Raw genomic sequence first — 21,649 nt, forward strand, 5'->3', positions numbered from 1 at the left:
ATGAAGATCGATCTGACGGGGAAACTCGCCATCGTCAGCGGCAGCACCGCCGGCATTGGCCTGGGCATCAGCAAGGCACTGGCCGAGTCCGGCGCCACGGTGGTGGTGATCGGCCGCGAGACGGCCAAGGTCGAGCAAGCGCTGGCGAGCATTCGCCAGAGCGTGCCGGGTGCACAGTTGCGTGGTTTGACTGCGGACCTGGGTACGGCCGAAGGCGCCGAGCAATTGTTCGCCGCCGAGCCGCGAGCGGACATCCTTGTGAACAACCTTGGCATTTTCAACGAGGAGGATTTTTTCGACACGCCGGACAGCGAATGGACGCGTTTCTACGAGGTCAACGTGATTTCTGGCGTGCGCCTGTCACGGCATTACGTGCCTGACATGGTCAAGCAGGGCTGGGGTCGGGTGATCTTCCTGTCCTCGGAATCCGGGATTGCGATTCCGGCCGACATGCTCAACTACGGTGTGACCAAAAGCGCTAATCTCGCCGTGTCCCATGGCTTGGCCAAACGGCTGGCGGGCACGGGCGTGACGGTCAATGCGATCTTGCCGGGCCCGACGTTGACCGATGGTCTGGAGCAGATGCTCAAGGACGCCACGATGGAATCGGGGCGCAGTGTTCGGGAGGAAGCCGACGCCTTCGTGCGCAAGGCGCGGCCGACGTCGATCATCCAGCGCGTGGCCAATGTCGAAGAGGTCGCGAACCTGGTGGCGTACATTGCTTCGCCGTTGTCGTCGGCAACGACTGGCGCGGCCCTTCGCGTCGACGGCGGTGTCGTCGACAGCATGGCGATCTGATTTTTTTTTGATTGAGAGAGAATGACATGGCAACTGCATCAGCGTTTATCGACATCCCGGCTTCGGCCGATGAGGTTTGGCAATTGATAGGCGGCTTCAATTCGTTGCCGGACTGGCTGCCGTTTATTACCAACAGTGAGGCCAGCGAAGGCGGGCGAGTGCGCAGCTTGCAAACGGTCGACGGCGCGGTCGTCGTAGAGCGGCTGGAGGCGTTTGATAACGCCGCGAAGACTTACAGCTACGCGATTTTGCAGGCGCCTTTTCCGGCGACTGATTATCTGGCGACTATTCGCGTTGAAGCACGAGGCGAGGGCGCGCGGGTGACCTGGTCGGGTCGGTTTACGCCGGTGGGTGTGAGCGAGGAAGAAGTGGTGACGCTGTTCACCGGGATTTATCAGGGTGGCCTTGAGGCCCTTCGAGCCAACTACCTGGCCTGATAACACCACAAATCCCCTGTGGGAGTGAGCTTGCTCGCGATAGCGGTTTAACAGGCAAAAAGATGTCGTCTGACACTCCGCCATCGCGAGCAAGCTCGCTCCCACAAGGATCTACTTTGTTCTTGAGTTAGCGTCAGGTCCGGGTAATCGAACTCTGCCGGCAATCCAGCACCAACCGCGCACCGCCAAGTTCGCTGGTCTCCACTTCAAGCGTAAACCCATGCAGGCTGGCAATCGCCGCAACGATTGACAGTCCCAACCCGAACCCGCTTTGCTGATGGCCGCCCTCGGCGCGATAGAAGCGCTGGAATACCGCCTCGCGTTCGGCCAGGGGAATGCCGGGGCCGGAGTCGAGCACTTCGATCCGTGTATGCCCACCTTCATCGATTCCCCGCAACACCACCTCGCCACCGGGCGGTGTGAATTTGATCGAGTTGCTCAGCAGGTTGGCCAGCGCCTCGAACAACAACGCACGATCGCCATTGAGCGGCGGCAAGGTGTCAGGTAATTGCAGCCGAAAAGTTAGCTGGTCTTCCTCCGCCAGGGGCAAATAAAAGTCGTGCAGTTCCTGCAACAATGGCACCGGGTCGAGCTGTACAAAACCGGAACGCCGTTGCCGATCCTCCAGCTCGGAAATCCGCAGCAATCCGCGAAAGCGCGCCATCAGCGTGTCCGCTTCACTCAATACAGAATCCAGTTGTGCCGCTTCCCGGGAGCCTTCGCCCGCCTGTTGCTGCATGCGGTACAACTGCGCCCGCAGGCGGGTCAGCGGTGTACGCAAGTCGTGGGCAATATTGTCGCACACACCCTTGACCTCGTTCATCAAACGCTCGATGCGTTCAAGCATCGCGTTGACGATGGCGGCGAGCATGTCCAGTTCGTCGCGGCGATTGGACAACGGCAAACGTCGGGTCAGGTCGCCGGCCACAATCGCCTCGGCACTGGCCTGAATCCCGCGGATGCGTCGCAGCGGTCGACGGCGCAACAGGTGCCATCCGACGATGCCCGGCAAGATAGTCAGGGTCACGCCCCAGAACAACGCGTGGAGGATTATTCGGGTCACGGCGAACAGCGAGCCGTTGTCGCGTACCAGTATCAACCAGCGACCATCACGCGTCTGGGTCGCCACCGCGTCGCAACTGTCGCTGGGCAGGGTCGGGTCGTCGGCGTCGGCGCAGTCGCCGAGCATGTGGATTTTGCCGTCCAGCGGCAGACCCTGGGGAATGTGGCGCAGGGCGCCGTTGAGATACCGATGCTCGGCATCGAACAGGCCGTAGGCATCGATGCCGCGAATGTCGAAGGTCATGCTGACGGCGAGGGCATCCACCAGTTGTTCGCCGGAAAAGCGCGAAAACAAATGCTGACGTTGCATCAGCGAGTGTTTGGCCAGATTGTCGAGGTAAGCGGACACCTCGTAGTACATGACCCCCATGAGAATCCCGCTCCAGAGCACGAACAGCGTGCTGTAGAGCGCCAGCAACCGGCTGCTGGAAGAACGCCAGCCTTTAGAGGGGTTCGGCAATGACATAACCCGAGCCTCGCACTGTCCTGATCAGTGGGACATTACCCGGCGGGTCGATCTTCTTGCGCAGTCGGCCGATGTGCACGTCGATCAGGTTGGTGCCGGGGTCGAAGTGATAGCCCCAGACCTCTTCGAAAATCATCATCCGCGACAGAATCTGCCCGGTGTTGCGCATCAGAAATTCCAGCAACTTGTACTCGGTGGGCAACAGTGTCAGCAACTGCCCGTCGCGGCTGGCTTCGTGGCTGATCAGGTTCAGTTCCAGGTCCGCGACCCGCAGCGTGGTGGCCTGGGCGGTCACGGTGTTCTGGCGACGCAGCAGCACTTCGACCCGGGCGGCCATTTCATCGGTGGCGAATGGTTTGGTCAGGTAATCGTCACCACCGGCGCGCAAACCGCGCACGCGCTCATCGACATCGGAGAGGGCGCTGATCATCAGGATCGGCGTCGCCACGCCCATGGTCCGCAGCGTCGTGACAATCGCCAGACCATCAAGCTCGGGCAGCATGCGGTCGAGGGTGATCAGGTCGTAATGGCCGCTGGCCGCGCGCTCCAGACCTTCGCGGCCATTGTCGACCCAATCCACGTCGAGTCCGTGGCTGCTCAATTCGGCGACGATTTCCCGGGCGGTCACGGCGTCGTCTTCGATGGTCAAGATGCGTGTCATGGATTGGCCTGATTAATAGTTCCCAGCGGTGTGCGGCATTTTGCCAACAAATGATCGCAGCCTTCTTAAATAAAACTTCATTTGGCGGTGCTGTCCGTGGCAATGCATAAAACCCGCTGAATTTGCCGGTTTCTTGCAATTTGCATGGAATACTTAGTTTCAGGTTTTCTATCTTATTGAAGTGCAACGATTTATTTGGCGTCGGCGACTGGCACGGTGTCTGCAATTCGTCCTGTGACGAGTTGTAACAACATCTTCCTGGAGCGACATAATAATGAATAGATCCTCTGATGGTTTCTATGCCGCAGAAGAGTCAAGTTCCCAGTCGGGCGTTTCCTGGGGTGCGATTTTCGCTGGGGCCGCTGCGGCGGCGGCGTTGTCGCTGATCCTGGTATTGCTCGGTTTCGGGCTGGGTTTTTCGGCAGTTTCCCCATGGGCCCATGAGGGCGTGAGCGCCAAGGGCCTGGGCATTTCAACAATCATCTGGCTGGCTGTGACCCAGATCGTCGCGTCCGGACTCGGTGGTTACATCGCCGGTCGCCTGCGGGTGAAGTGGGCGAACATGCATGGCGATGAAGTCTACTTCCGCGACACGGCCCATGGCTTCCTGGCCTGGTGCGTGGCGACACTGGTGACCGCGACGCTGGTCGTCGGTTCGGTCAGCGGTATTGTCAGCGGTGGTGTGCAGGCCGGAGCGAATGTTGTCGGCGGTGCCGCAAGTGCCGCGACTCAAGCAGCTGGAACCGCAGCCGGTAATACCTCTAGCGACCAGTACGGTTATTTCGTCGACAGCCTGTTCCGCAACGATAACCCGGCTGCCGTCAGTGATGACGCAGCTCGCGGCACCGTGACCCGAATCTTCGTGCGTTCTCTTGGCAATGACGGTCAGTTGGCAGCCGAAGACCGGACTTATCTGGCACAACTGGTGGCCCAACGGACCAACCTTCCTCAGGCAGACGCCGAGCGTCGTGTCGATGAAGTTTACGCACGCACCCAGAAAGCTGTCGCCGACGCCAAGCTGGCCGCACAACAAGCGGCTGACACGGCCGCCAAAGTTGCTGCATGGACGTCGCTGTGGATGTTCATTGCACTGCTGATCGGTGCGTTTTTTGCGAGCCTGGCCGCTACTTTCGGCGGTCGTCGTCGGGATGCCGTGGAGTATCTGGAAACCGACGCTTACGTCACCACCGTACCTGTTCGTTAACTCAGGAGAATTCTCATGCGCTCAATACTGTTGTTCTTTCTCGGCATACCTATCCCGATCATCATCCTGATCGCCCTGTTTACGTAATGATGTTCCGGGGCTTATGCCTCTGCCGCTTCTGCCTTTGGTAGAAGCGGCTTTTTGGGCTTTGATTTGAGGTTGACGCTTATAGCGGTAGCTCAGGCAGCGGATTTCATTTACTCGATAGGTGTTCTCACAAACTCTGCAAGTCCCTCGGCATACGCCGTAAATGCAGTGAGCTGCGGAAACTGCCGGGCATCCACCTGATCAGGCACAACCAGTTTGGTGAAGCTCCAGGCCACCGCCAGCGTAATCCCGTCTTGACCGATCGAACCGTCCGTCTTCAGCGGTTGCTGATCCAGCTCCCGTTCCAGCGCGGAATACGCCGCCGCCAGTTGCCCCTCGACCCGTTCGACCCAAGGCTGGTATTGAATCTCCGCTGGACGCAGGTTGCGTTCGTAATAAAGCTGCACTGACTTTTCGCACGCCGCGAGCCCCAGGCCGATCAACCGTAACGAACGCAGACGTTGATCGAGTTCGCCGGGCATCAGGCTTTTACCCGGTGCTGCCAGCGCCTCGAGGTAATCAATGATCAGCGTCGAGTCCATCAGCACCTCGCCGTCACCCAGCACCAGCGTCGGCGCCTTGACCACCGGGTTGATCTGCTGGAACTGTTCGAAGTGCCGAAACACCGAAACCGATTGGTGATCGAGGTCGATGCCCAAGCGTTTGGCAGAAATGGCTACGCGTCGCACATAGGGTGAATCCAGCATACCGATCAGTTTCATAGCACCGCTCCTTTAGATGACCGTGTCGGGACGAACAACCTTAGCTGAGGTTCCACGGGCTGCACACGGGGTGGCGCATCGGGCTCATCAACCTGCGAAAGCGGTCGATAACACGCGGGTCGAAGCCGTTTGTCTTCTATATACAGCCGCTCGATTGAATTTCTTGCTATAAACGCACTCCGATAACCACCGCAAAGGCTGCCATAGAGCAGTTTCAGGGCTTGTCGGGCAAATTCGCTGTCTTTTCAGTTGCTGAGGCCTCAAGTCGGCCTTAGACTGCCGGCCCTCGTAAATTGAGTGCCGGGTGGCGCTTGGAATAAACGGCGCCGTTCCGATGGCCAGACCCAGTCGGCCGGAACGCTCCCTAATTCGCCTTAATGCACGTTTTTTTATAGAGATATCAATGACAAAGGACAAGTTGCTGGCCATGCCGGCGGATGACTACATGAATGCCGAGCAACATGCTTTTTTCTCTGAGCTGTTGCAGAACATGAAAGTCGAAACCCATGAGCGCATCGAGCAGAACCGCATCGCCATCGAGAGCCTGGACACCCCGGCCGATCCGGCTGACGCAGCTTCTGTCGAAGAAGAGCGCACCTGGCTGGTAAATGCGATCGATCGCGACCAGCGCATGTTGCCTCAGTTGGAACAGGCACTGGAGCGCATCAAGGAAGACAGCTTCGGCTGGTGCGACGACAGCGGCGAGGCCATCGGCCTGAAACGCCTGCTGATCAGCCCGACCACCAAGTACTGCATCGAAGCTCAAGAGCGTCACGAACAGATCGACAAGCACCAGCGTCAGGCCTGATTTCGTAGCGCCCCGCATCGCGGGCCAGCCTCACTCCTGCAGGAGCAAGGCTGGCCCGCGATGCTTTTTTTCGTCTGCGAAAAACCTCGGCTACGCCTACTGATCTGCTGCAACGCCCACTACTAATGGACCATGGATAATGGCCCTGTAGTGGCGTTTAATGCGGGCACAACAATTAGAAGTGACGTGGGGTGACAAAGATGAGGAGAGACGGAATTCTGGTCGGGGCAGTGCCTGCGCCCGCGCTTTTACCGAAAAACCGCTGGCTGACGCCAACCCTGCAAAGCATCGTCCTGACGCTCTTGTTATGCGGCATGACGCTGGGCAACTGGTCGCTTTATGTCGGCCTGCCATTGGCCGTACTGATAATCTGGCTGCCTCGCCTGCGGTCCCGAGCCATCCTCGACCCAGCGCCTGGCGACAGCTCTGGCGCCATTGCCGATCTGACTCGCGATCTTTCCTACGCCACCAGTCACAATGCGCTGTCAGCCGCTGGCGTGGCCTATTCGGTCAAGCAGCTGGCGGACAAACTGCAATCACAACTCGGTGCCGCGGCGCAAATTGTCAGCAATGCCGAAGTGATGATCGCTACCGAACACGTCACCTCGACGCTCAGTCGAACCGCCCTCAGTGCTGCCAGCGAAGCTCACCAGAGCAGCGCGGCAGGGCGATCGGAGCTGATCGAGTCCATCAGCCGCATGCATCAACTCAGTCAGCGCGCGAGCAACAGCCGTGAGCTGATCGAAGCCCTTAGCCTGCGTAGCGACGATATCCAGCGAGTCACGCTGGTGATCCAGTCCATCGCCAGCCAGACCAACCTGCTGGCATTGAACGCGGCCATCGAAGCGGCCCGTGCCGGGGAACACGGACGCGGGTTCGCGGTGGTCGCGGATGAGGTGCGCGGTCTGGCCGCGCGCACGGCGACGGCGACCGGCGAAGTCGGCGAGATGGTTGCCGATATTCAGCAACGCACCGCGCAAGTGGTTGAGCAGATCCGCCAGTTGTCCAGCGACCTCGACATCGGCGTCGAACAGGTCGAGCGCACGGGTCAGCACCTGGAAAAAATTGCCCACCTGGCGGCCGGTGTCGAAAGTCAGGTCGGCGACATTGCCAAGGGCGCCGAGACCAACCGCGAGCAACTCGACAGTCTGTTTCACGCCATCGAGCAGATGCGCAGCGACCTGGCGATCAGCGATCAACAGACCCGGCGCCTGGCAGAGGCGGCCGTGCAAATGGAAGGTCAGGCCGAAACCATCAGCGAGCGCCTCGCCGAAGTTGGACTGGATGACTATCACCAGCGGATTTATGACCTGGCCCGCGAAGGCGCGAGTCAGATTGCGGCGCGTTTCGAAGCTGATATCGACCAAGGCCGTGTCAGCCTCGATGACTTGTTCGACCGCAATTACCAGGCCATTCCAAACACGAGTCCGGCCAAGTACCAGACGCGTTTTGACCGTTACACCGATCAGGTTTTGCCGTCGATTCAGGAATCGCTGCTGCCGCGTCATGAAGGCTTGGTGTTCGCCATCGCTTGTACGCAGCAAGGCTATGTGCCGACTCATAACAAAGTCTTCACCCAGCCACTGACCGGCGATGTGCAGGTCGATACCCTGCAAAACCGCACCAAACGCAAATTTGCCGATCGCACCGGGATTCGCTGTGGCAGTCATCAACAGGCTGTTTTGTTGCAGACCTACACGCGGGATACCGGGGAGCTGATGCACGACCTTTCGGTGCCGATCATGCTCAAGGGACGGCATTGGGGTGGGTTGCGTTTGGGGTACAAGCCGCAGGGGCCTCGCTGATGGTACTAGGGTGCTCCACTGATTTCGCGGATGCCTCCTATCCGCTTCTGTAGGAGCAAAGCTTGCTCGCGAAGGCGGCCTGACTGTCGACCTGGATGTTGTTGACCGCGTGTATATCCGGACGATGAAGCGCAAGAGTGCAGGGCTGCCTGGCTGGCACAATCAAGTGCCGAAGCACCCGACAGCCTGCGTTGACTAATGAACCTGATGCATACGCAGGTTCAGGTCGTCGACCACCCGCGCCCAATCGGCGTCTTCACGCAATTGTTCTTTCAGGAAGGCGGCTTGTTGTGGTGTCCAGAATTCGGCATCGATAAGCTTTTTATCGTCGGGCAGCGGGGAATGGCTGGCGATGAAATCGTCGATGGCTTTTTCGCTGGAGTCCAGGCCGAGCTGGTCGAACAAGCCTTTCAAATCGTGCGTGGGTGAATCCATCATCATCTCCTTGCTGGTCGCGCGGGTGCGAGATCTGAGGTGCGGCTGCATAGCATCTGAGAGAACCGCGCTTCAGGAGTTCGATAGCGATATTCGAAAGCAGGAATGAGCATAGTCCGCGAATCGGCTGATCAGGCTTTCAATGCCCCTTCATCGACGGCAACCTTCAGGGCCTTGGCAGCGTCCTTGGCGGCGATGGCGGCAATGTCCGAGGTCTTGAACCAGCGATCCTTTTCGACCTGGTGATAGGTCACGGTGGTCAGCGGTGGTTTGGCGCGCATGACAATGACTGCCTGGAATTCGCCTTCGACCTCTCTGGCTTCGCCCTGGATAAAAAATTCGCCGATATCAAATTCCGTCACGTTGCAGCCTTCCCTTGGAAATAGTCTGTTGTGTTGAACGCCGTCCGGCCTGGGAGCGGGTTCTATAGGTTCGCCAGTATGGCAGTAGTTGCCTGCCGACGGCTGAGTTAAGTCGTCGGCATGACGAAACGTCTATATCAATGGAATGAGGCGGAACGTTCAGCGACGTAATTCGAGTGCGCGGGCAAGTGCACAGGCTTCGTTATGGTTGCTGCGGAAACCTCTTACGTGGCCCGTGGAAATTTCCTTGATGTGGAAGAAGGCATTACCGGCCAGCACCACCTGGAAACGCGGCATGGCAGGCTCTGCAGGATGAAACACCGTGTGCGGGAACATCGCCGGGGACAGCGTCGATGGATGGCTTGTTTGAGGTGCGAAGTGTGTCAGGGTGCACATATGAAGTCCTTTTCATTGTTTTGGCGACGTGTGTACGTCGTTTTGGGTAGTCTCGATGAGCATCGCTGCTCTAGAATCACCGTCACGGGTGGACGACTGATGTTCATCTAAAGCAATTTTTTACGGGCGATATGTCGGAAAAAGGCTTTTTTTGCAGCGTTTTTTCCTTAAGGTTGGTAATCCTGTTTTTCTGGCGGTCAGAAGGGCGTTTTCCTTCAACTTCTGACGAACACCAGGCAAGACGACGTGAGTGACATTCCAGTAGTCTTCTCACGCCTCGCGATGAATGAGCACTCTGCTTGTTTCCGGATTCGACCCGGGCCCTTTGGCTACAACCTTCGGCATTGCCGCTTTTTTCTGCTGTGCGCTGTTTGTCTGCGTGCAGCATCATTTTCAGATGTGGGGATGTTTCCTTGGCAGTCAGTAATCTCGATATGCATGCTTTGTTCGTGCTGGGTGATTTGCGCGCAAAGCTGGTTAAACAGTTCCAGGCACGTTTTGTTTACATCACCGAACAGAACGCTGAAGGCATTTACATTGCCGAGCTCGACACCGAATCAGCGCTGGTGGTGGACGACAAGCCAGGCCTGAAACTCAAGGTTGGCGATCATTTCAGTGCATCAGTGTTGCCCAGCCGCGAAGGCGGCAAACTGGACATCAAATTCCGCGAAATCAAACTGACGGTGTACGGCCTTGGCGATTACGCGTTCGTCACCACGGCCGATGGCCACGGGATCGTGTTCAAGGAAGGTCACAGCGTCGTGATGGTGTTTGCCGCTCATCAACAGTTGCAGGAAGGCCTGACCAAAACCCTGAAAGCCGTGACGGCCAAGGCAGCCAAGTGGCGCAAGGGAGAGCTGGTGACATTTAAAGCCAGCGAGTAATGGCTTCGGGCTTGCAGGAAATTTCCGAAAAATAATCCTCGCCCCTCGAAAGCAGGAACCTCTACTACAGTCAGTTGACTGAGTATTTTGAGGCTTGCGGTCTTTGTCAGGCCATCCTGCTATTGCTGTGAACAGCACGAGGTGCAAAAGCATGAACGGATTTCGACAGTTGCTGGCCGCTGTTCTGGTCGCTTTCAGTTTGGGCTCGCCCGTTCCGGTATTCGCCGCTCAGGCGCCGATCCACTTCGCCGACCTGAACTGGGAAAGCGGCAGCCTGATTACCGATATCCTGCGGATCATCGTCGAGAAGGGCTACGGGCTGCCGACCGATACCTTGCCCGGGACGACCATTACCCTGGAGACCGCCCTGGCCAACAATGACATTCAGGTCATTGGCGAAGAGTGGGCCGGTCGCAGCCCGGTCTGGGTCAAGGCCGAAGCCGAAGGCAAGGTTGTCAGCCTCGGCGATACTGTGAAGGGCGCCACCGAAGGCTGGTGGGTGCCCGAATACGTGATCAAGGGCGACCCGGCGAAAGGCATCAAAGCGCTGGCGCCGGACCTGCGCAGCGTCAGCGACCTGCCGCAATACAAAGGGGTATTCCGCGACCCGGAAACCCCGGGCAAGGGGCGCTTCCTCAACAGCCCGATCGGCTGGACCTCGGAGGTGGTCAACAAGCAGAAGCTCAAGGCGTACGGCCTGGATGACAGCTACGTGAATTTCCGCAGCGGCTCCGGGGCGGCACTGGATGCGGAAATCAGTTCGTCGATTCGTCGTGGCAAGCCGGTTCTTTTCTATTACTGGTCGCCGACACCCTTGCTCGGGCGTTTCAAACTGGTTCAGCTGGAAGAACCGCCGTTCGATGCCGAAGCCTGGAAAACCCTGACCGACGCCGACCACCCCGATCCGAAACCGACTCGCTCATTGCCCTCGAAGCTGTCAATTGGCGTGTCCACGCCGTTCCAGAAACAGTATCCGCAGATCGCCGAATTCTTTACCAAGGTCGACTTTCCCATCGGCTTGTTGAACAAGGCGCTGGCTGATATGAGCGAGAAACACACGCCGCCACGGCAGGCGGCGGAGGCGTTCATGAAGGCGCACCCTGATGTGTGGCAGGCGTGGGTGCCGAAGGAGGTGGCGGATAAGGTTTCTGCCGAATTGAAATAATACGGTGCGTCTGATGCCGCCTTCCTCGGAACAGTGCTCGGAGGCGGCTCGTTCCACACTGACTGCGCACTTACGAAAATGCCGACTAGGATGATTCTGTTCAAATCCCTTTCAAGGATTCTCGACCATGACACTTTTGTTGGCTCAATGGCTGGTGACGATCTTCGCGGTGATCAGCTTGATACATGTCTACTGGGCGCTGGGTGGCCAGTGGGCTGCCGTAGCGGCCGTGCCGCAGGTGCCGGGGGAGGATGGCGCGAGATCGCGGCCCGCGTTCGAACCCTCGGGGAGACTGACGTTGCTGGTGGCTTTCGGATTGCTGCTGATCGCAGCGCTGGTCTGTTTGCGGGTCGGTTGGTGGCTGCCGGCGGTGTCCCATCTATCGCTGCAATGGGTGATCAGCGCCATCGCGATGCTGATGTTCGCCCGGTCGATCGGCGATTCGAACCTGGTAGGTTTTTTCAAGCAGGTCAAGGGTTCGGAATTTGCCCGGCTGGACTCGTGGGTGTATTCGCCGTTGTGTGTGGTGTTGGGGGCAGGATTGTTGGCCGTCGCGTGGGTCTGAGTGGTCTCGACTGACGCCTTCGCGAGCAAGCCGGCTCCCACAGGGTGTGAACACTAAAGCTCAATGTGGGAGCGGGCTTGCTCGCGGATAGGCCCGCTCGATCAACACAAATTTATCAAGCTAACTCCCGCTTTCCGTGCGCCGACTACTCACCTCAGCCGGGACATCATCCCCCGCCATGCGCTTGCGGAACAGCGCCGCCCGAGCCAGTAGCAAGGTCGTTACCGGCACCGTGATCGCCAGCAAAACCGGAATCAGCCAAGCATGCAGCACTGGCCCGGACTTGAGTGCCGAAAAGTAGATGATCGAACCCAGCGCCACGCACCATGCACCCAATGTCGAGGCCAATGCCGGTGGGTGCATGCGCTGGAAGTAATCCTTCATCCGCACCAGACCGATTGCGCCGATCAACGCGAAAACACTGCTGGACACCAGCAGAGTAGCCACCGGGATTTCCACCCACAGAGACAGTTCAGCGTTCATTCGATCACCTCGCCACGCAGCAGGAATTTCGCCAGGGCAAACGAGCCGACGAAGCCGAACAGCGCGATCAGCAACGCCGCCTCGAAGTACGTGTCACTGGCATAACGAATGCCCAGCGTCAGCATCATCAGCATGGCGACGATGTACAGGTAATCCAGCGCCAGCACCCGGTCCTGCGCCGACGGCCCTTTGAACAGGCGGATCAGGGTCAGCACCATCGCCAGCGAAAAAATGAACAGGCTCAGCACAATTGCATTCGACAGCAACGGGCTCATTCGAAGATCTCCATCAAGGGGCGCTCGTAGGTCGCCTTGAAGTGCTGGATAAACAACGCTTCGTCATCCAGATCGAAGACGTGCAGCAACAGAATGCTGCGATCCAGTGCCAGTTCCGACCAGACCGTGCCCGGGACCACGGTGCAGATCATCGCCAACGCCGCCAGACCGTTGGCGTCACGCAGGTCCAGCGGCACCTTGATAAAACGCGAGCGCGGTGGTCGCCGACCGGCGTTGAGCACGCCCCGGGCCACGGCGAGATTGGACACCAGCACGTCACGACCGACGATGAAGAACAAACGCAGGATCACGCCGGGACGACGAATGCGGATCGGCAACGGCCGCAGCTTGCGCATCATCAGCGGTGCGCAAAACCCGAGTGCGGCGCCCAGCAGCAGATGGCCGGGGCTCATCGACAGGTTCAGCACCAGCCACAACAACCACAGTGCCAGCGACAGCCACGGTGCAGGGAACAGACGCTTCATGGTTGCACCTGCGCGACGGCCGCTTTGGCTTCCGGACTCGGAACCGCGCGAGTCCCAAGCACGGCCATCACGTACTGCTGCGGAGTGTTCAAGGCCTGGGCGGTGGCCTGGGTATAGCGCAACAGCGGTTCAGCCTTGAAGGTCAGCAGAATGCTCAAACCCAACAGCGCGATGATCGGCACACATTCGAAGCGGCGCAGCAACGGCGAGGGCCGCTCTTGCGGGGTCCAGAAGCGCTGGATGCCCAGGCGCGAAAAGGCAATCAGCGACGCCAGCCCAGAGAGAATCAGCAAAGCCAGCAAGCCCCACGCGGCGTTCGACACCGGTTCATCCGCGCCATTGCCCAGGCCTAGCGGGTTAAGCAAGGCGCTGAGCAATCCGAGTTTGCCAATGAACCCGGACAGCGGCGGCATGCCGATGATCAGCAACGCGCAAGCGATAAAGCTCAAACCGAGGAAGGCCATGGTCCAGGGAATCACCTGGCCGACCACCGCTTTCTGTTCGTCATCGAGGTTGATGCCTTTGGGCGGTTGCAGGGATTCCAGCGGCCGCGCTATCAGGTCGCCGTCATCGAACAGTGGCATTTCATTGGCTGAGCGCGAACGCTCGATCAACTCGGCCAGCAGGAACAACGCGCTCAACGCCAGGGTCGAGCTGACCAGATAAAACAGTGCCGCGCCGATCAGGTTCGGCTGGGCGAAACCGATGGCCGACAGCAGAATCCCCGCCGACACCAGAATGCTCAAGCTGGCCAAGCGTTCCAGCCGTTGCGCGGCGATAATTGCCACGGCGGCGCAGACGATGGTCGCCATGCCGCCGTAGATCAGCCAGTCGCCGCCAAAATACGCCGAGGCGCCGGCTTGACCGGAGAACAGCAAGGTCCACAACCGCAGCAAGGTGTAGACGCCCACCTTGGTCATGATGGCGAACATTGCTGCTACCGGCGCGCTGGCCGAGGAATAGGCCGGTACCAGCCAGAAATTCAGCGGCCACATTCCGGCTTTGGCCAGGAATGCTACGGCGAGAATCGCCGCGCCGGCATGCAACAGTCCGCGATCGGCCTCTGTCACCAGCGGGATTTTCAATGCCAGGTCGGCCATGTTCAGAGTGCCGGTGACGCCATAGATCAGTGCCGCGCCAATCAGGAACAGCGACGAGGCCAGCAGATTGATCGAGATGTAATGCAACCCCGACGACACCCGTGCCCGCCCCGAGCCGTGGAGCATCAAGCCGTAAGATGCCGCCAGCAGCACCTCGAAAAACACGAACAGGTTGAACAGGTCCGCTGTCAGAAACGCGCCGTACAGGCCCATCATCTGAATCTGGAACAGCGCGTGGAAACTCGAACCGGCGCCATCCCAGCGAGCCATGGCGAACAGCAGGGCGCAGACGCCGATAATTCCGGTCAGCACCAGCATCATCGCCGACAGTCGATCGACCACCAGCACGATCCCGAATGGCACTTGCCAATTGCCCGGCAGGTACACACCAATGGAGCCCGGCACATCCGTGGTTTGCGTCCATTGCAGCAACAGCACGGAAATGCCCAGGCCCACCAGACTGGAGAACAGGTTGATCCTGGCCTTCAGCGGCCGGTGCTTTTCGCCGAGCATCAGCATCAGGGCGGCAGTCAGCAGTGGCAGCAGAATCGGTGCGGCGATCAGGTGCGTCATCGCATTCATTCTTTAGGCTCCCGGCCATCCACATGGTCGGTGCCGGTCAGGCCGCGAGAAGCGAGCAGCACCACGAGAAACAGTGCGGTCATGGCGAAGCTGATCACGATGGCGGTCAGCACCAGCGCTTGTGGCAGCGGGTCGGTGTAATGCAACAGGTCTTGTGGCACGCCGTCCTTGATGATCGGCTCCTTGCCGATGAACAGGCTGCCGATGCTGAAGATGAACAGGTTGACGCCATAGGACAGCAGGCACAGGCCCATGACCACCTGGAACGTCCTCGGCCGCAGCACCAGCCAGACGCCGGACGCGGCCAGCACGCCGATGGCGATTGCGATGACTTCTTCCATCAGACGACTCCTTTCGTGGCGACGGATCTGGGCAGGGCGGCGGTTTTGTGTCCGCGTACCGATTGGTGAGCGAGGGCGGTAAGAATCAACAAGGTCGAGCCGACGACCGCCGAGTACACGCCGATGTCGAAGAACAGCGCGCTGGCGATATGAATGTCGCCGAGCACTGGCAGTTCGAAATGCCAGGTGTGGGTGGTCAGGAACGGATACCCCACCGCCATCGCCCCAAGCCCCGTAACTGTGGCGAACAGCAAACCGGTGCCCATCCAGCGTAGCGGTCGCAGGCTCATTTGCGCCTCGATCCACTGCGTGCCGGCGACCATGTATTGCAGGATGAACGCCACCGACATCACCAGCCCCGCGACAAACCCGCCACCCGGTTGATTGTGCCCGCGCATGAACAGATAGACCGACACCACGAACGCAATCGGCAGCAGCAGGCGCACCAGCACCGCCGGCACCATCATGAAGCCGAGCGCGGTGTCGCTGGCCTGGCGCGGGTTGACCAGGTCGGTGACCACGTCGGGCGCGAGCAAACGCTGTTGGGCGGGTAACTGCAGGCTTTCTTTCGGCGGACGGAAGCGCCGCAACAGGGCGAAAACGGTTAGTGCCACGGCCACCAGCACGGTGATTTCGCCAAGGGTGTCGAAGCCACGGAAGTCCACCAGCATCACGTTGACCACGTTGCTGCCGCCGCCTTCGGGCAGCGCGCGGCTGAGGTAGAACGATGAAATATCGTTGGGCGTCTGGCGCGTCAGCATCGCGTACGACAACACCGCCATGCCGCCGCCGACCGAGATCGACAGCAGCAAGTCGCGCAGGCGGCGGATGCGGGCCTTACGCAACGTGCTCGGCAGCGGCAAGACCTCTTCGATTCGCCGCGGCAACCAGCGCAGTCCCAGGAGGATCAGCACCGTGGTCACCACTTCGACCACCAGTTGCGTCAGCGCCAGGTCCGGCGCCGAGAACCAGACGAATGTAATGCAGGTCATCAGCCCGCAGACGCTGACCATGGTCAGGGCAGCGAGTCGGTGATACTTGGCCTGCCACGCCGCGCCGAGTGCACAGGCAATCGCCAATAGCCAAAGGGTCACGAACACGATCGAGCCCGGAATTTTCGGGCGGTCACCCCAAGTCAGACTGCTGTGGAGCATCGGGATCAACCCGGCCAGCACGGCGGCGAGGACCATCAGGAACAGTTGGGTTTGCAGGCGTTTGGTGCTGATCCGCCGCTCCAGGCGACGGGCCAGGCGCATCATGATCACCAGGCTGCGCTCGAACAGGCGCTTGCCGTTGAACAGGCCAATGACCGGCGGATATTTGAAACGTCCGCGCTTGAACTGGTTGCGCAGCAGCAGGTAGAGCACGATGCCGCCGGACATGGCGATCAGGCTCATGATCATCGGTGCGTTCCAGCCGTGCCAGATCGCCAGGCTGTATTCAGGCAGGGTGCCGCCAACGACGGGCAGGGCAGCGGCGGCCAGTAATGAGCCGACCACTTGCGCCGGAAAGATTCCCACGATCAGGCACGTGAACACCAGCAACTCCACCGGCGCGCGCATCCAGCGTGGCGGCTCGTGCGGGGTGTGCGGCAGGTCAGTGGCGGTCGGACCGAAGAACACGTCGACGGTGAAGCGCAATGAGTAAGCGACGCTGAAGGCGCCGGCGATGGTCGCGACGATGGGCAGGGTCATCTCGATCCAGGCCGTCGCGTTGATGAACACGGTTTCGGCGAAGAACATCTCTTTCGATAGAAAGCCGTTGAGCAGCGGCACGCCAGCCATCGAGGCGCTGGCGACCATGGCCAGGGTCGCGGTGAACGGAATCAGCTTGATCAGGCCGCTGAGCTTGCGAATGTCGCGGGTACCGCTTTCGTGGTCGATGATCCCGGCAGCCATGAACAGCGACGCCTTGAAGGTGGCGTGGTTGAGAATGTGGAACACCGCGGCCACGGCAGCCAGGGGACTGTTCAGGCCCAGCAGCAGGGTGATCAGCCCGAGGTGGCTGATGGTCGAGTAGGCGAGCAGACCTTTGAGGTCGTTCTGGAACATCGCGCAATAGGCGCCGAGCAACAGGGTGCAGGCACCGGCACCGCTGACGATGTAGAACCATTCTTCACTGCCGGACAACGAAGGCCAGAGGCGCGCCAGCAGAAAAACCCCGGCCTTGACCATGGTCGCCGAATGCAGATAAGCCGAGACGGGTGTCGGCGCCGCCATCGCGTGGGGCAGCCAGAAGTGGAAAGGGAATTGCGCGCTTTTGCTCAGGGCGCCGATCAGGATCAGGGGCAGCAGAACAGGGTAGAGGGCATGTGCACGAATCAGATCGCCGGCGGCCAGGACCTTGTCCAGGTCATAGCTGCCGACCACATGACCCAGCACCATTACTCCCGCCAGCAAACACAAACCGCCTGTGCCGGTGACCATCAACGCCATATAAGCACCGCGTCGCGCATCGGCGCGGTGGTGCCAGTAGCCGATCAACAGGAATGAAAAGAGGCTGGTCAGCTCCCAGAAAAACACGATCTGGATCAGGTTGCCGGAAATCACCAACCCGAGCATGGCGCCCATGAACGCCAGGAAAAACGCGAAGAACCGCGGCACCGGATCGTCCGGTGACATGTAGTAACGGGCGTACAGAGAAACCAGCGTGCCGATGCCCAGCACCAGCATCGAGAACAGCCAGGCAAACCCGTCCATGCGCAGAACGAAGTTCAGACCCAGGCTGGGCAACCAGAAAAATTCTTCGCGAATGACGCCGCCATGGGCGATCTGCGGGTACAGGAGGGCGACCTGGAGGGTGCCTGCAAGGGCAACCAGACCCGCCAACAAAGATTCGGTGTTACGCGCGTTGTGCGGCAACAAGGCCGCGACACAGCTGCCGATGAAAGGCAGAAGCAGTAGAACTATCAGGGACATAGGCTTCTAATCTGCGGAAGTTTGTGAAGCATCATACGTGCCAGTCCCCGGATCACCAAACGGCAAGCTGTCGCAGAATCCTACACGGTAGACGGAAAAAGCCTGATTCACATTGTTTCAAAAGAGTGTGTCAGCGGGTCTGGCCCCCTCGCGAGCAAGCCCGCGCCCACAGGGGGCAACTGAGTTCACACCAATGCGGCACAAAACGGAATCAATGTGGGAGATTCTATGTTGCAGGACAACCCTGCTATCTCAGGACTAAATCCCGTCGGGATAATCACTCAATTTCCTCGCGCTCCGAAACGATAGTGGATCGTGTACTATTCGCGACTGTTGATATTCTAAGGAGGAAATCATGGCAGGAAAGCCAGTTGCGCGACTTGGAGTCCGGTAAGTCACGGCGTTATCAAGACCATTGGAGATTTCTGGCCGTCTTCCCGAGCGTCGGGAGAAGCACTCACTTGTTTGAGTCGACGGCCTCGCTCTTTACCTGTTCCTCAATTGCCACACGATCCTTACCCTTGGTCTTCAACTCACTCACAATCACCGCCGCGACAATTAACCCCGCGCCCACCAGCGCAATCGCCGGTAACCGCTCCCCGGCAATCCGCCCGACGATCCCGGCCCAGACCGGTTCGCCCGCATAAATCAACGTCGCCCGGGTCGGCGAAACGCTTTTCTGCGCCCAGTTCATCGCCACTTGAATCGCCGCACTGGCCGCGCCGAGGCCGAGTGCACTGCCCAGCAGGAACCATGAAAAGTCAGGAATGATTTCCTGCGTCGGCACTACCATCAGAAACGCCAGCACCGACGTGGTCGCCAGTTGCACCACCGTCACCCGGCGCACATCGACCTGGCCGGCATAGGTGCTGATCAGAATGATTTCTGCTGCAATTGCCACGGCGCTGATCAAGGTAGCGATTTCTCCCGGACTGAAATTGAACGAAGCGCCGGCTGGCCCCGACAGCAACATCAACCCGGTAAACGCCAGCATGATCCCGATGCTCGGCATCAAGCCCGGACGCCGTCCCAACACGAGCCATTGCAGCAGCGGCACGAAAGGCACGTAAAGTGCAGTAATAAACGCCGACTGACTGCTGGGAATGCTCTGCAACCCGACCGTCTGCAAACCGTAGCCGAGCATGATCGCCACGCCGATAAAGGCCCCGGCCTTCAGTTCGAACAGCGTCAGTTCCCGCAGATGACGCCAGGAGAACAGGGCGACGATGCACGCCGCCGCTGCAAAGCGCAGGCCGACGAAGAACATCGGGCCGCTGACGGTCATGGCGTGTTGCACCAGCAAAAAGGTGCCGCCCCAGACCATGGTGACCAGCACCAGCACGCACTCGGCCTTGCTGAACCGAGAGAAACGGGAAGAAGCCGGGGAGGAGTTCAACGACGTCATGACCTTGCGCGCTACCTGAGGGGGGACGCACAATGCGCCGAATGTTGCGCAGTATACTGCCCAACCCCACCGAGTGAGCAATATAGTGCACAAAGATTCAACGCAACGGGCTTCTGTCCTGCAGCACGTCAGCCTGAACGTTCGGCGTTTGCGCCACGCCGCCGACATGAGCCAGACCGCGCTGGCGGAAAAGTCCGGGGTCAGTCGCCGGATGCTGGTGGCGATCGAGGCCGGCGAGAAGAACGTCAGCCTGACCACCCTCGACCGCGTGGCCGAAGCGCTGGACGTCGCATTCAGCGACCTTATCCAGGCCCCGGATGCCCGTGACCCGAGCCGCATCAACGAGGTGGCCTGGGCCGGGACGATTCCCGGCAGTAAAGCCGTTCTCCTGTCCAAAGCCACCGCTACCCGCGAGGTGGAACAGTGGGAATGGTGCCTGCAACCGGGAGAAATTTACCCGTCGCAACCGGATGCCGAGGGCTGGAGCGAACAGATCTACGTGTTTGAAGGCTGCCTGACTCTGATGCTCGGGGACACGCCGCATGAGATCGCTGCCGGCGAGTTCTACATGTTCGCCAGTAACCAGCCGCATTCCTATCGCAATGATGGGACGTTGGCTGCGCGGTTCGTGAGAAACGTGGTGATCTGACTGTTTGAAATGTTATCTGTGTGAGCGATGGAGTTCTCCAGATTGCGTTAATCCTTCAGCCGAGCGGACTGCCGCACGCTTTTGCCCATGACATAAAAGGTAAACAAGGCCATGAGTGAAACCCGCAGCGAATACCCGCCGGGCGCGATCCGCCGCGCAGACGTCCTGATCATCGGCGGCGGCCTTAGCGGCACGATGCTGGCGGCGCAGTTGTTGCGTCTGCCCGGCAAGCGTCATTTGCTGGTGATCGAACCCCGAGCCGAGCTTGGCCGGGGCGAGGCCTACAGCGCGGTCGAGTTGGGCCACACGCTGAACGGCAACGCGGCGCGCATGAGTGTCGACCCGGACAACGCCGATGACCTGACCCAATGGCTGACCGAATACATCGCCGCTGGCGGCTGGCCTGAGTCCGACGAGCAGCATGTGCCCGTCAGCGAACTGTTTCCGCCACGGGGGATTTTCGGATTGTACGTGCAGCAGCGTCTGGCCGAGGCGCAAGCGGTGGGCGCCTTGAATGGCTCGACCGTCGAGCATGTGCGGGCCGAGGTGGTTGACCTGGAAACCCTGAACGATTCGGTACGGCTGAGTTTGAGTGACGGGCAGCGGTTGCAGGGCACCTATGCAGTGTTGGCGACGGGAATGTTCCCCGCTGCGCGGACCCCGCAGACCGAGTCCAGCGGTTTGAACGCCGCGGCGCTCGATCCGTGGGATGTGGCGGCGATGCGACAGTTGGATCCGCAATCGACGGTGCTGATCATTGGTTCAGGCCTGACTATGGTTGATGCCGTGGTGTCGCTTGAGCAGGCCGGGCATCGCGGGCCGATCGAAGTGTTTTCCCGGCACGGACTGTTGCCACATGTGCGCCGGCAACCGCCGGTCTGGCTGGACTTTCTCGCCGAGAATCACAGTGTTCGTACGCCGCGACAGTTGGTGCGTGAACTGCGCCGTCATTGCCGGGATGCCATCGAGCAGGGCATCGACTGGCAGGCGCCGCTGGACACTGTGCGGTCGCATATTGGCCGTTTGTGGAGTCAGGCGACGGATGTGCAGCGTCGGCAGTTTGTGCGGCATGTGCGGCCGTGGTGGGAAAGTCATCACCATCGCTCGCCGCCGTTGAGTGCGGCATTGGTGGAGCGGCTACAGGGGGAAGGGCGGTTGCGGATTCAGGCGGCTTCGTTCAAGGGGCTTGAGCCTTCGTCGGGTGGTGAAGTGAGTATCCGCATTCGCCGTCGTGGTGAGGCTGAAACGGATGTCGTGCGTGGTGCGGCGCTGATCAATTCCAGTGGCATCGAATATGACTGGCGACGGGTTGCTCGACCGTTGCCGCAGCAGTTGCTCGCTCGTGGATTGGTGCGACCAGGGCCGTTGGCGTTGGGGATTGCAGCGGCGGTTGATGGCGCGGTGCTGGATGTTGATGGAGTCGTGGCCCCTCGACTATTTGCCATGGGGCCGCCGTTGCGGGGGATGTGGTGGGAGAGTACGGCGGTGACGGACGTGGCGAGTCAGGCCAAGGTTTTGGCTGTTCGCTTGGTGGGGTTTTAGGTTCGGGGCATA

Annotated in this window: 22 protein-coding genes and 1 pseudogene; 10 read left to right on the forward strand and 13 right to left on the reverse strand. The window is 59.8% G+C overall.

Annotated elements, in window-relative coordinates:
* Positions 1-798: an SDR family NAD(P)-dependent oxidoreductase gene (locus tag ACYZT9_RS11745; RefSeq protein WP_462009920.1), complete on the forward strand. Its 798-nt coding sequence runs from the start codon at positions 1-3 to the stop codon at positions 796-798.
* Positions 799-824: 26 nt separating this feature from the next.
* On the forward strand, positions 825-1,235 hold the full coding sequence (locus tag ACYZT9_RS11750; protein WP_462009921.1) for an SRPBCC family protein: 411 nt from the start codon (positions 825-827) through the stop codon (positions 1,233-1,235).
* A 133-nt stretch (positions 1,236-1,368) separates the two neighbouring features.
* Here the strand turns inward: ACYZT9_RS11750 and ACYZT9_RS11755 are convergent, their stop codons facing one another.
* Entirely contained in the window at positions 1,369-2,763 is a 1,395-nt protein-coding gene (locus ACYZT9_RS11755) for a sensor histidine kinase (RefSeq protein WP_462009922.1), read from the reverse strand.
* Positions 2,741-3,424 (reverse strand): response regulator transcription factor, encoded by a 684-nt coding sequence (locus tag ACYZT9_RS11760; protein WP_462009923.1) that lies wholly within the window; start codon positions 3,422-3,424, stop codon positions 2,741-2,743. Before ACYZT9_RS11760 ends, ACYZT9_RS11755 begins: the two co-directional genes overlap by 23 nt.
* A gap of 274 nt (positions 3,425-3,698) precedes the next feature.
* On the opposite strand from ACYZT9_RS11760, the gene ACYZT9_RS11765 reads away from it, so the two are divergent.
* The gene (locus ACYZT9_RS11765; RefSeq protein WP_462009924.1) at positions 3,699-4,628 is read left to right on the forward strand and encodes a hypothetical protein; all 930 of its coding nucleotides are present in this window, start codon (positions 3,699-3,701) and stop codon (positions 4,626-4,628) included.
* A gap of 197 nt (positions 4,629-4,825) precedes the next feature.
* On the opposite strand, the gene ACYZT9_RS11770 is transcribed toward ACYZT9_RS11765, so the two are convergent.
* Complete coding sequence (locus ACYZT9_RS11770; protein ID WP_462009925.1) at positions 4,826-5,437, reverse strand: glutathione S-transferase; 612 nt, start codon at positions 5,435-5,437, stop codon at positions 4,826-4,828.
* A 403-nt stretch (positions 5,438-5,840) separates the two neighbouring features.
* Between ACYZT9_RS11770 and ACYZT9_RS11775 the strand changes: the two genes are divergently transcribed.
* Positions 5,841-6,245 (forward strand): TraR/DksA family transcriptional regulator, encoded by a 405-nt coding sequence (locus ACYZT9_RS11775; RefSeq protein WP_007907888.1) that lies wholly within the window; start codon positions 5,841-5,843, stop codon positions 6,243-6,245.
* A 581-nt stretch (positions 6,246-6,826) separates the two neighbouring features.
* Entirely contained in the window at positions 6,827-8,050 is a 1,224-nt protein-coding gene (locus tag ACYZT9_RS11780; RefSeq protein WP_462010207.1) for a methyl-accepting chemotaxis protein, read from the forward strand.
* Between the two features lie 195 nt (positions 8,051-8,245).
* On the opposite strand, the gene ACYZT9_RS11785 is transcribed toward ACYZT9_RS11780, so the two are convergent.
* From ACYZT9_RS11785 to ACYZT9_RS11795, 3 genes are all read right to left on the reverse strand, one after another.
* Entirely contained in the window at positions 8,246-8,485 is a 240-nt protein-coding gene (locus tag ACYZT9_RS11785) for a DUF2789 domain-containing protein (protein WP_462009926.1), read from the reverse strand.
* Between the two features lie 131 nt (positions 8,486-8,616).
* The gene (locus ACYZT9_RS11790) at positions 8,617-8,847 is read right to left on the reverse strand and encodes a hypothetical protein (RefSeq protein ID WP_462009927.1); all 231 of its coding nucleotides are present in this window, start codon (positions 8,845-8,847) and stop codon (positions 8,617-8,619) included.
* 159 nt (positions 8,848-9,006) lie between these two features.
* Entirely contained in the window at positions 9,007-9,243 is a 237-nt protein-coding gene (locus ACYZT9_RS11795; protein ID WP_462010303.1) for a hypothetical protein, read from the reverse strand.
* 413 nt (positions 9,244-9,656) lie between these two features.
* Between ACYZT9_RS11795 and ACYZT9_RS11800 the strand changes: the two genes are divergently transcribed.
* The 3 genes from ACYZT9_RS11800 to ACYZT9_RS11810 all read left to right on the forward strand — a co-directional run bounded on the left by ACYZT9_RS11800 (position 9,657) and on the right by ACYZT9_RS11810 (position 11,857).
* Entirely contained in the window at positions 9,657-10,127 is a 471-nt protein-coding gene (locus tag ACYZT9_RS11800) for a hypothetical protein (protein WP_462009928.1), read from the forward strand.
* 151 nt (positions 10,128-10,278) lie between these two features.
* Positions 10,279-11,292 carry an ABC transporter substrate-binding protein gene (locus ACYZT9_RS11805; RefSeq protein ID WP_462009929.1) on the forward strand — a complete coding sequence of 338 codons (1,014 nt, stop codon included), beginning with the start codon at positions 10,279-10,281 and terminating at the stop codon, positions 11,290-11,292.
* A gap of 127 nt (positions 11,293-11,419) precedes the next feature.
* Entirely contained in the window at positions 11,420-11,857 is a 438-nt protein-coding gene (locus ACYZT9_RS11810) for a DUF3995 domain-containing protein (protein WP_462009930.1), read from the forward strand.
* A gap of 120 nt (positions 11,858-11,977) precedes the next feature.
* Here ACYZT9_RS11810 and ACYZT9_RS11815 read toward each other — a convergent pair whose 3' ends face one another.
* From ACYZT9_RS11815 to ACYZT9_RS11845, 7 genes and pseudogenes are all read right to left on the reverse strand, one after another.
* A complete protein-coding gene (locus tag ACYZT9_RS11815) occupies positions 11,978-12,340 on the reverse strand; it encodes a Na+/H+ antiporter subunit G (RefSeq protein WP_462009931.1) in 363 nt (120 codons plus the stop codon).
* On the reverse strand, positions 12,337-12,615 hold the full coding sequence (locus ACYZT9_RS11820; RefSeq protein WP_462009932.1) for a K+/H+ antiporter subunit F: 279 nt from the start codon (positions 12,613-12,615) through the stop codon (positions 12,337-12,339). Before ACYZT9_RS11820 ends, ACYZT9_RS11815 begins: the two co-directional genes overlap by 4 nt.
* Entirely contained in the window at positions 12,612-13,100 is a 489-nt protein-coding gene (locus ACYZT9_RS11825) for a Na+/H+ antiporter subunit E (RefSeq protein ID WP_462009933.1), read from the reverse strand. The genes ACYZT9_RS11820 and ACYZT9_RS11825 overlap by 4 nt, the downstream gene beginning before the upstream one ends.
* Positions 13,097-14,782 (reverse strand): monovalent cation/H+ antiporter subunit D, encoded by a 1,686-nt coding sequence (locus ACYZT9_RS11830; RefSeq protein ID WP_462009934.1) that lies wholly within the window; start codon positions 14,780-14,782, stop codon positions 13,097-13,099. The genes ACYZT9_RS11825 and ACYZT9_RS11830 overlap by 4 nt, the downstream gene beginning before the upstream one ends.
* Positions 14,779-15,123, reverse strand: a complete 345-nt coding sequence (locus tag ACYZT9_RS11835; protein WP_462009935.1) for a Na+/H+ antiporter subunit C — start codon at positions 15,121-15,123, stop codon at positions 14,779-14,781. Before ACYZT9_RS11835 ends, ACYZT9_RS11830 begins: the two co-directional genes overlap by 4 nt.
* The gene (locus ACYZT9_RS11840) at positions 15,123-18,041 is read right to left on the reverse strand and encodes a monovalent cation/H+ antiporter subunit A (RefSeq protein WP_462009936.1); all 2,919 of its coding nucleotides are present in this window, start codon (positions 18,039-18,041) and stop codon (positions 15,123-15,125) included. Before ACYZT9_RS11840 ends, ACYZT9_RS11835 begins: the two co-directional genes overlap by 1 nt.
* 457 nt (positions 18,042-18,498) lie before the next feature.
* Positions 18,499-19,537, reverse strand: a pseudogene (locus ACYZT9_RS11845) (DMT family transporter).
* On the opposite strand from ACYZT9_RS11845, the gene ACYZT9_RS11850 reads away from it, so the two are divergent.
* Both ACYZT9_RS11850 and ACYZT9_RS11855 read left to right on the forward strand, forming a co-directional pair.
* Positions 19,532-20,095, forward strand: coding sequence for a helix-turn-helix domain-containing protein (locus tag ACYZT9_RS11850; RefSeq protein WP_462009937.1), 564 nt, complete (start codon positions 19,532-19,534; stop codon positions 20,093-20,095). The pseudogene ACYZT9_RS11845 and the gene ACYZT9_RS11850 sit on opposite strands and share 6 nt — an antisense overlap.
* Before the next feature lie 111 nt (positions 20,096-20,206).
* Positions 20,207-21,637, forward strand: a complete 1,431-nt coding sequence (locus ACYZT9_RS11855; protein WP_462009938.1) for an FAD/NAD(P)-binding protein — start codon at positions 20,207-20,209, stop codon at positions 21,635-21,637.
* Positions 21,638-21,649 lie beyond the last annotated feature (12 nt).

Source organism: Pseudomonas sp. ZT5P21 (assembly GCF_054897785.1).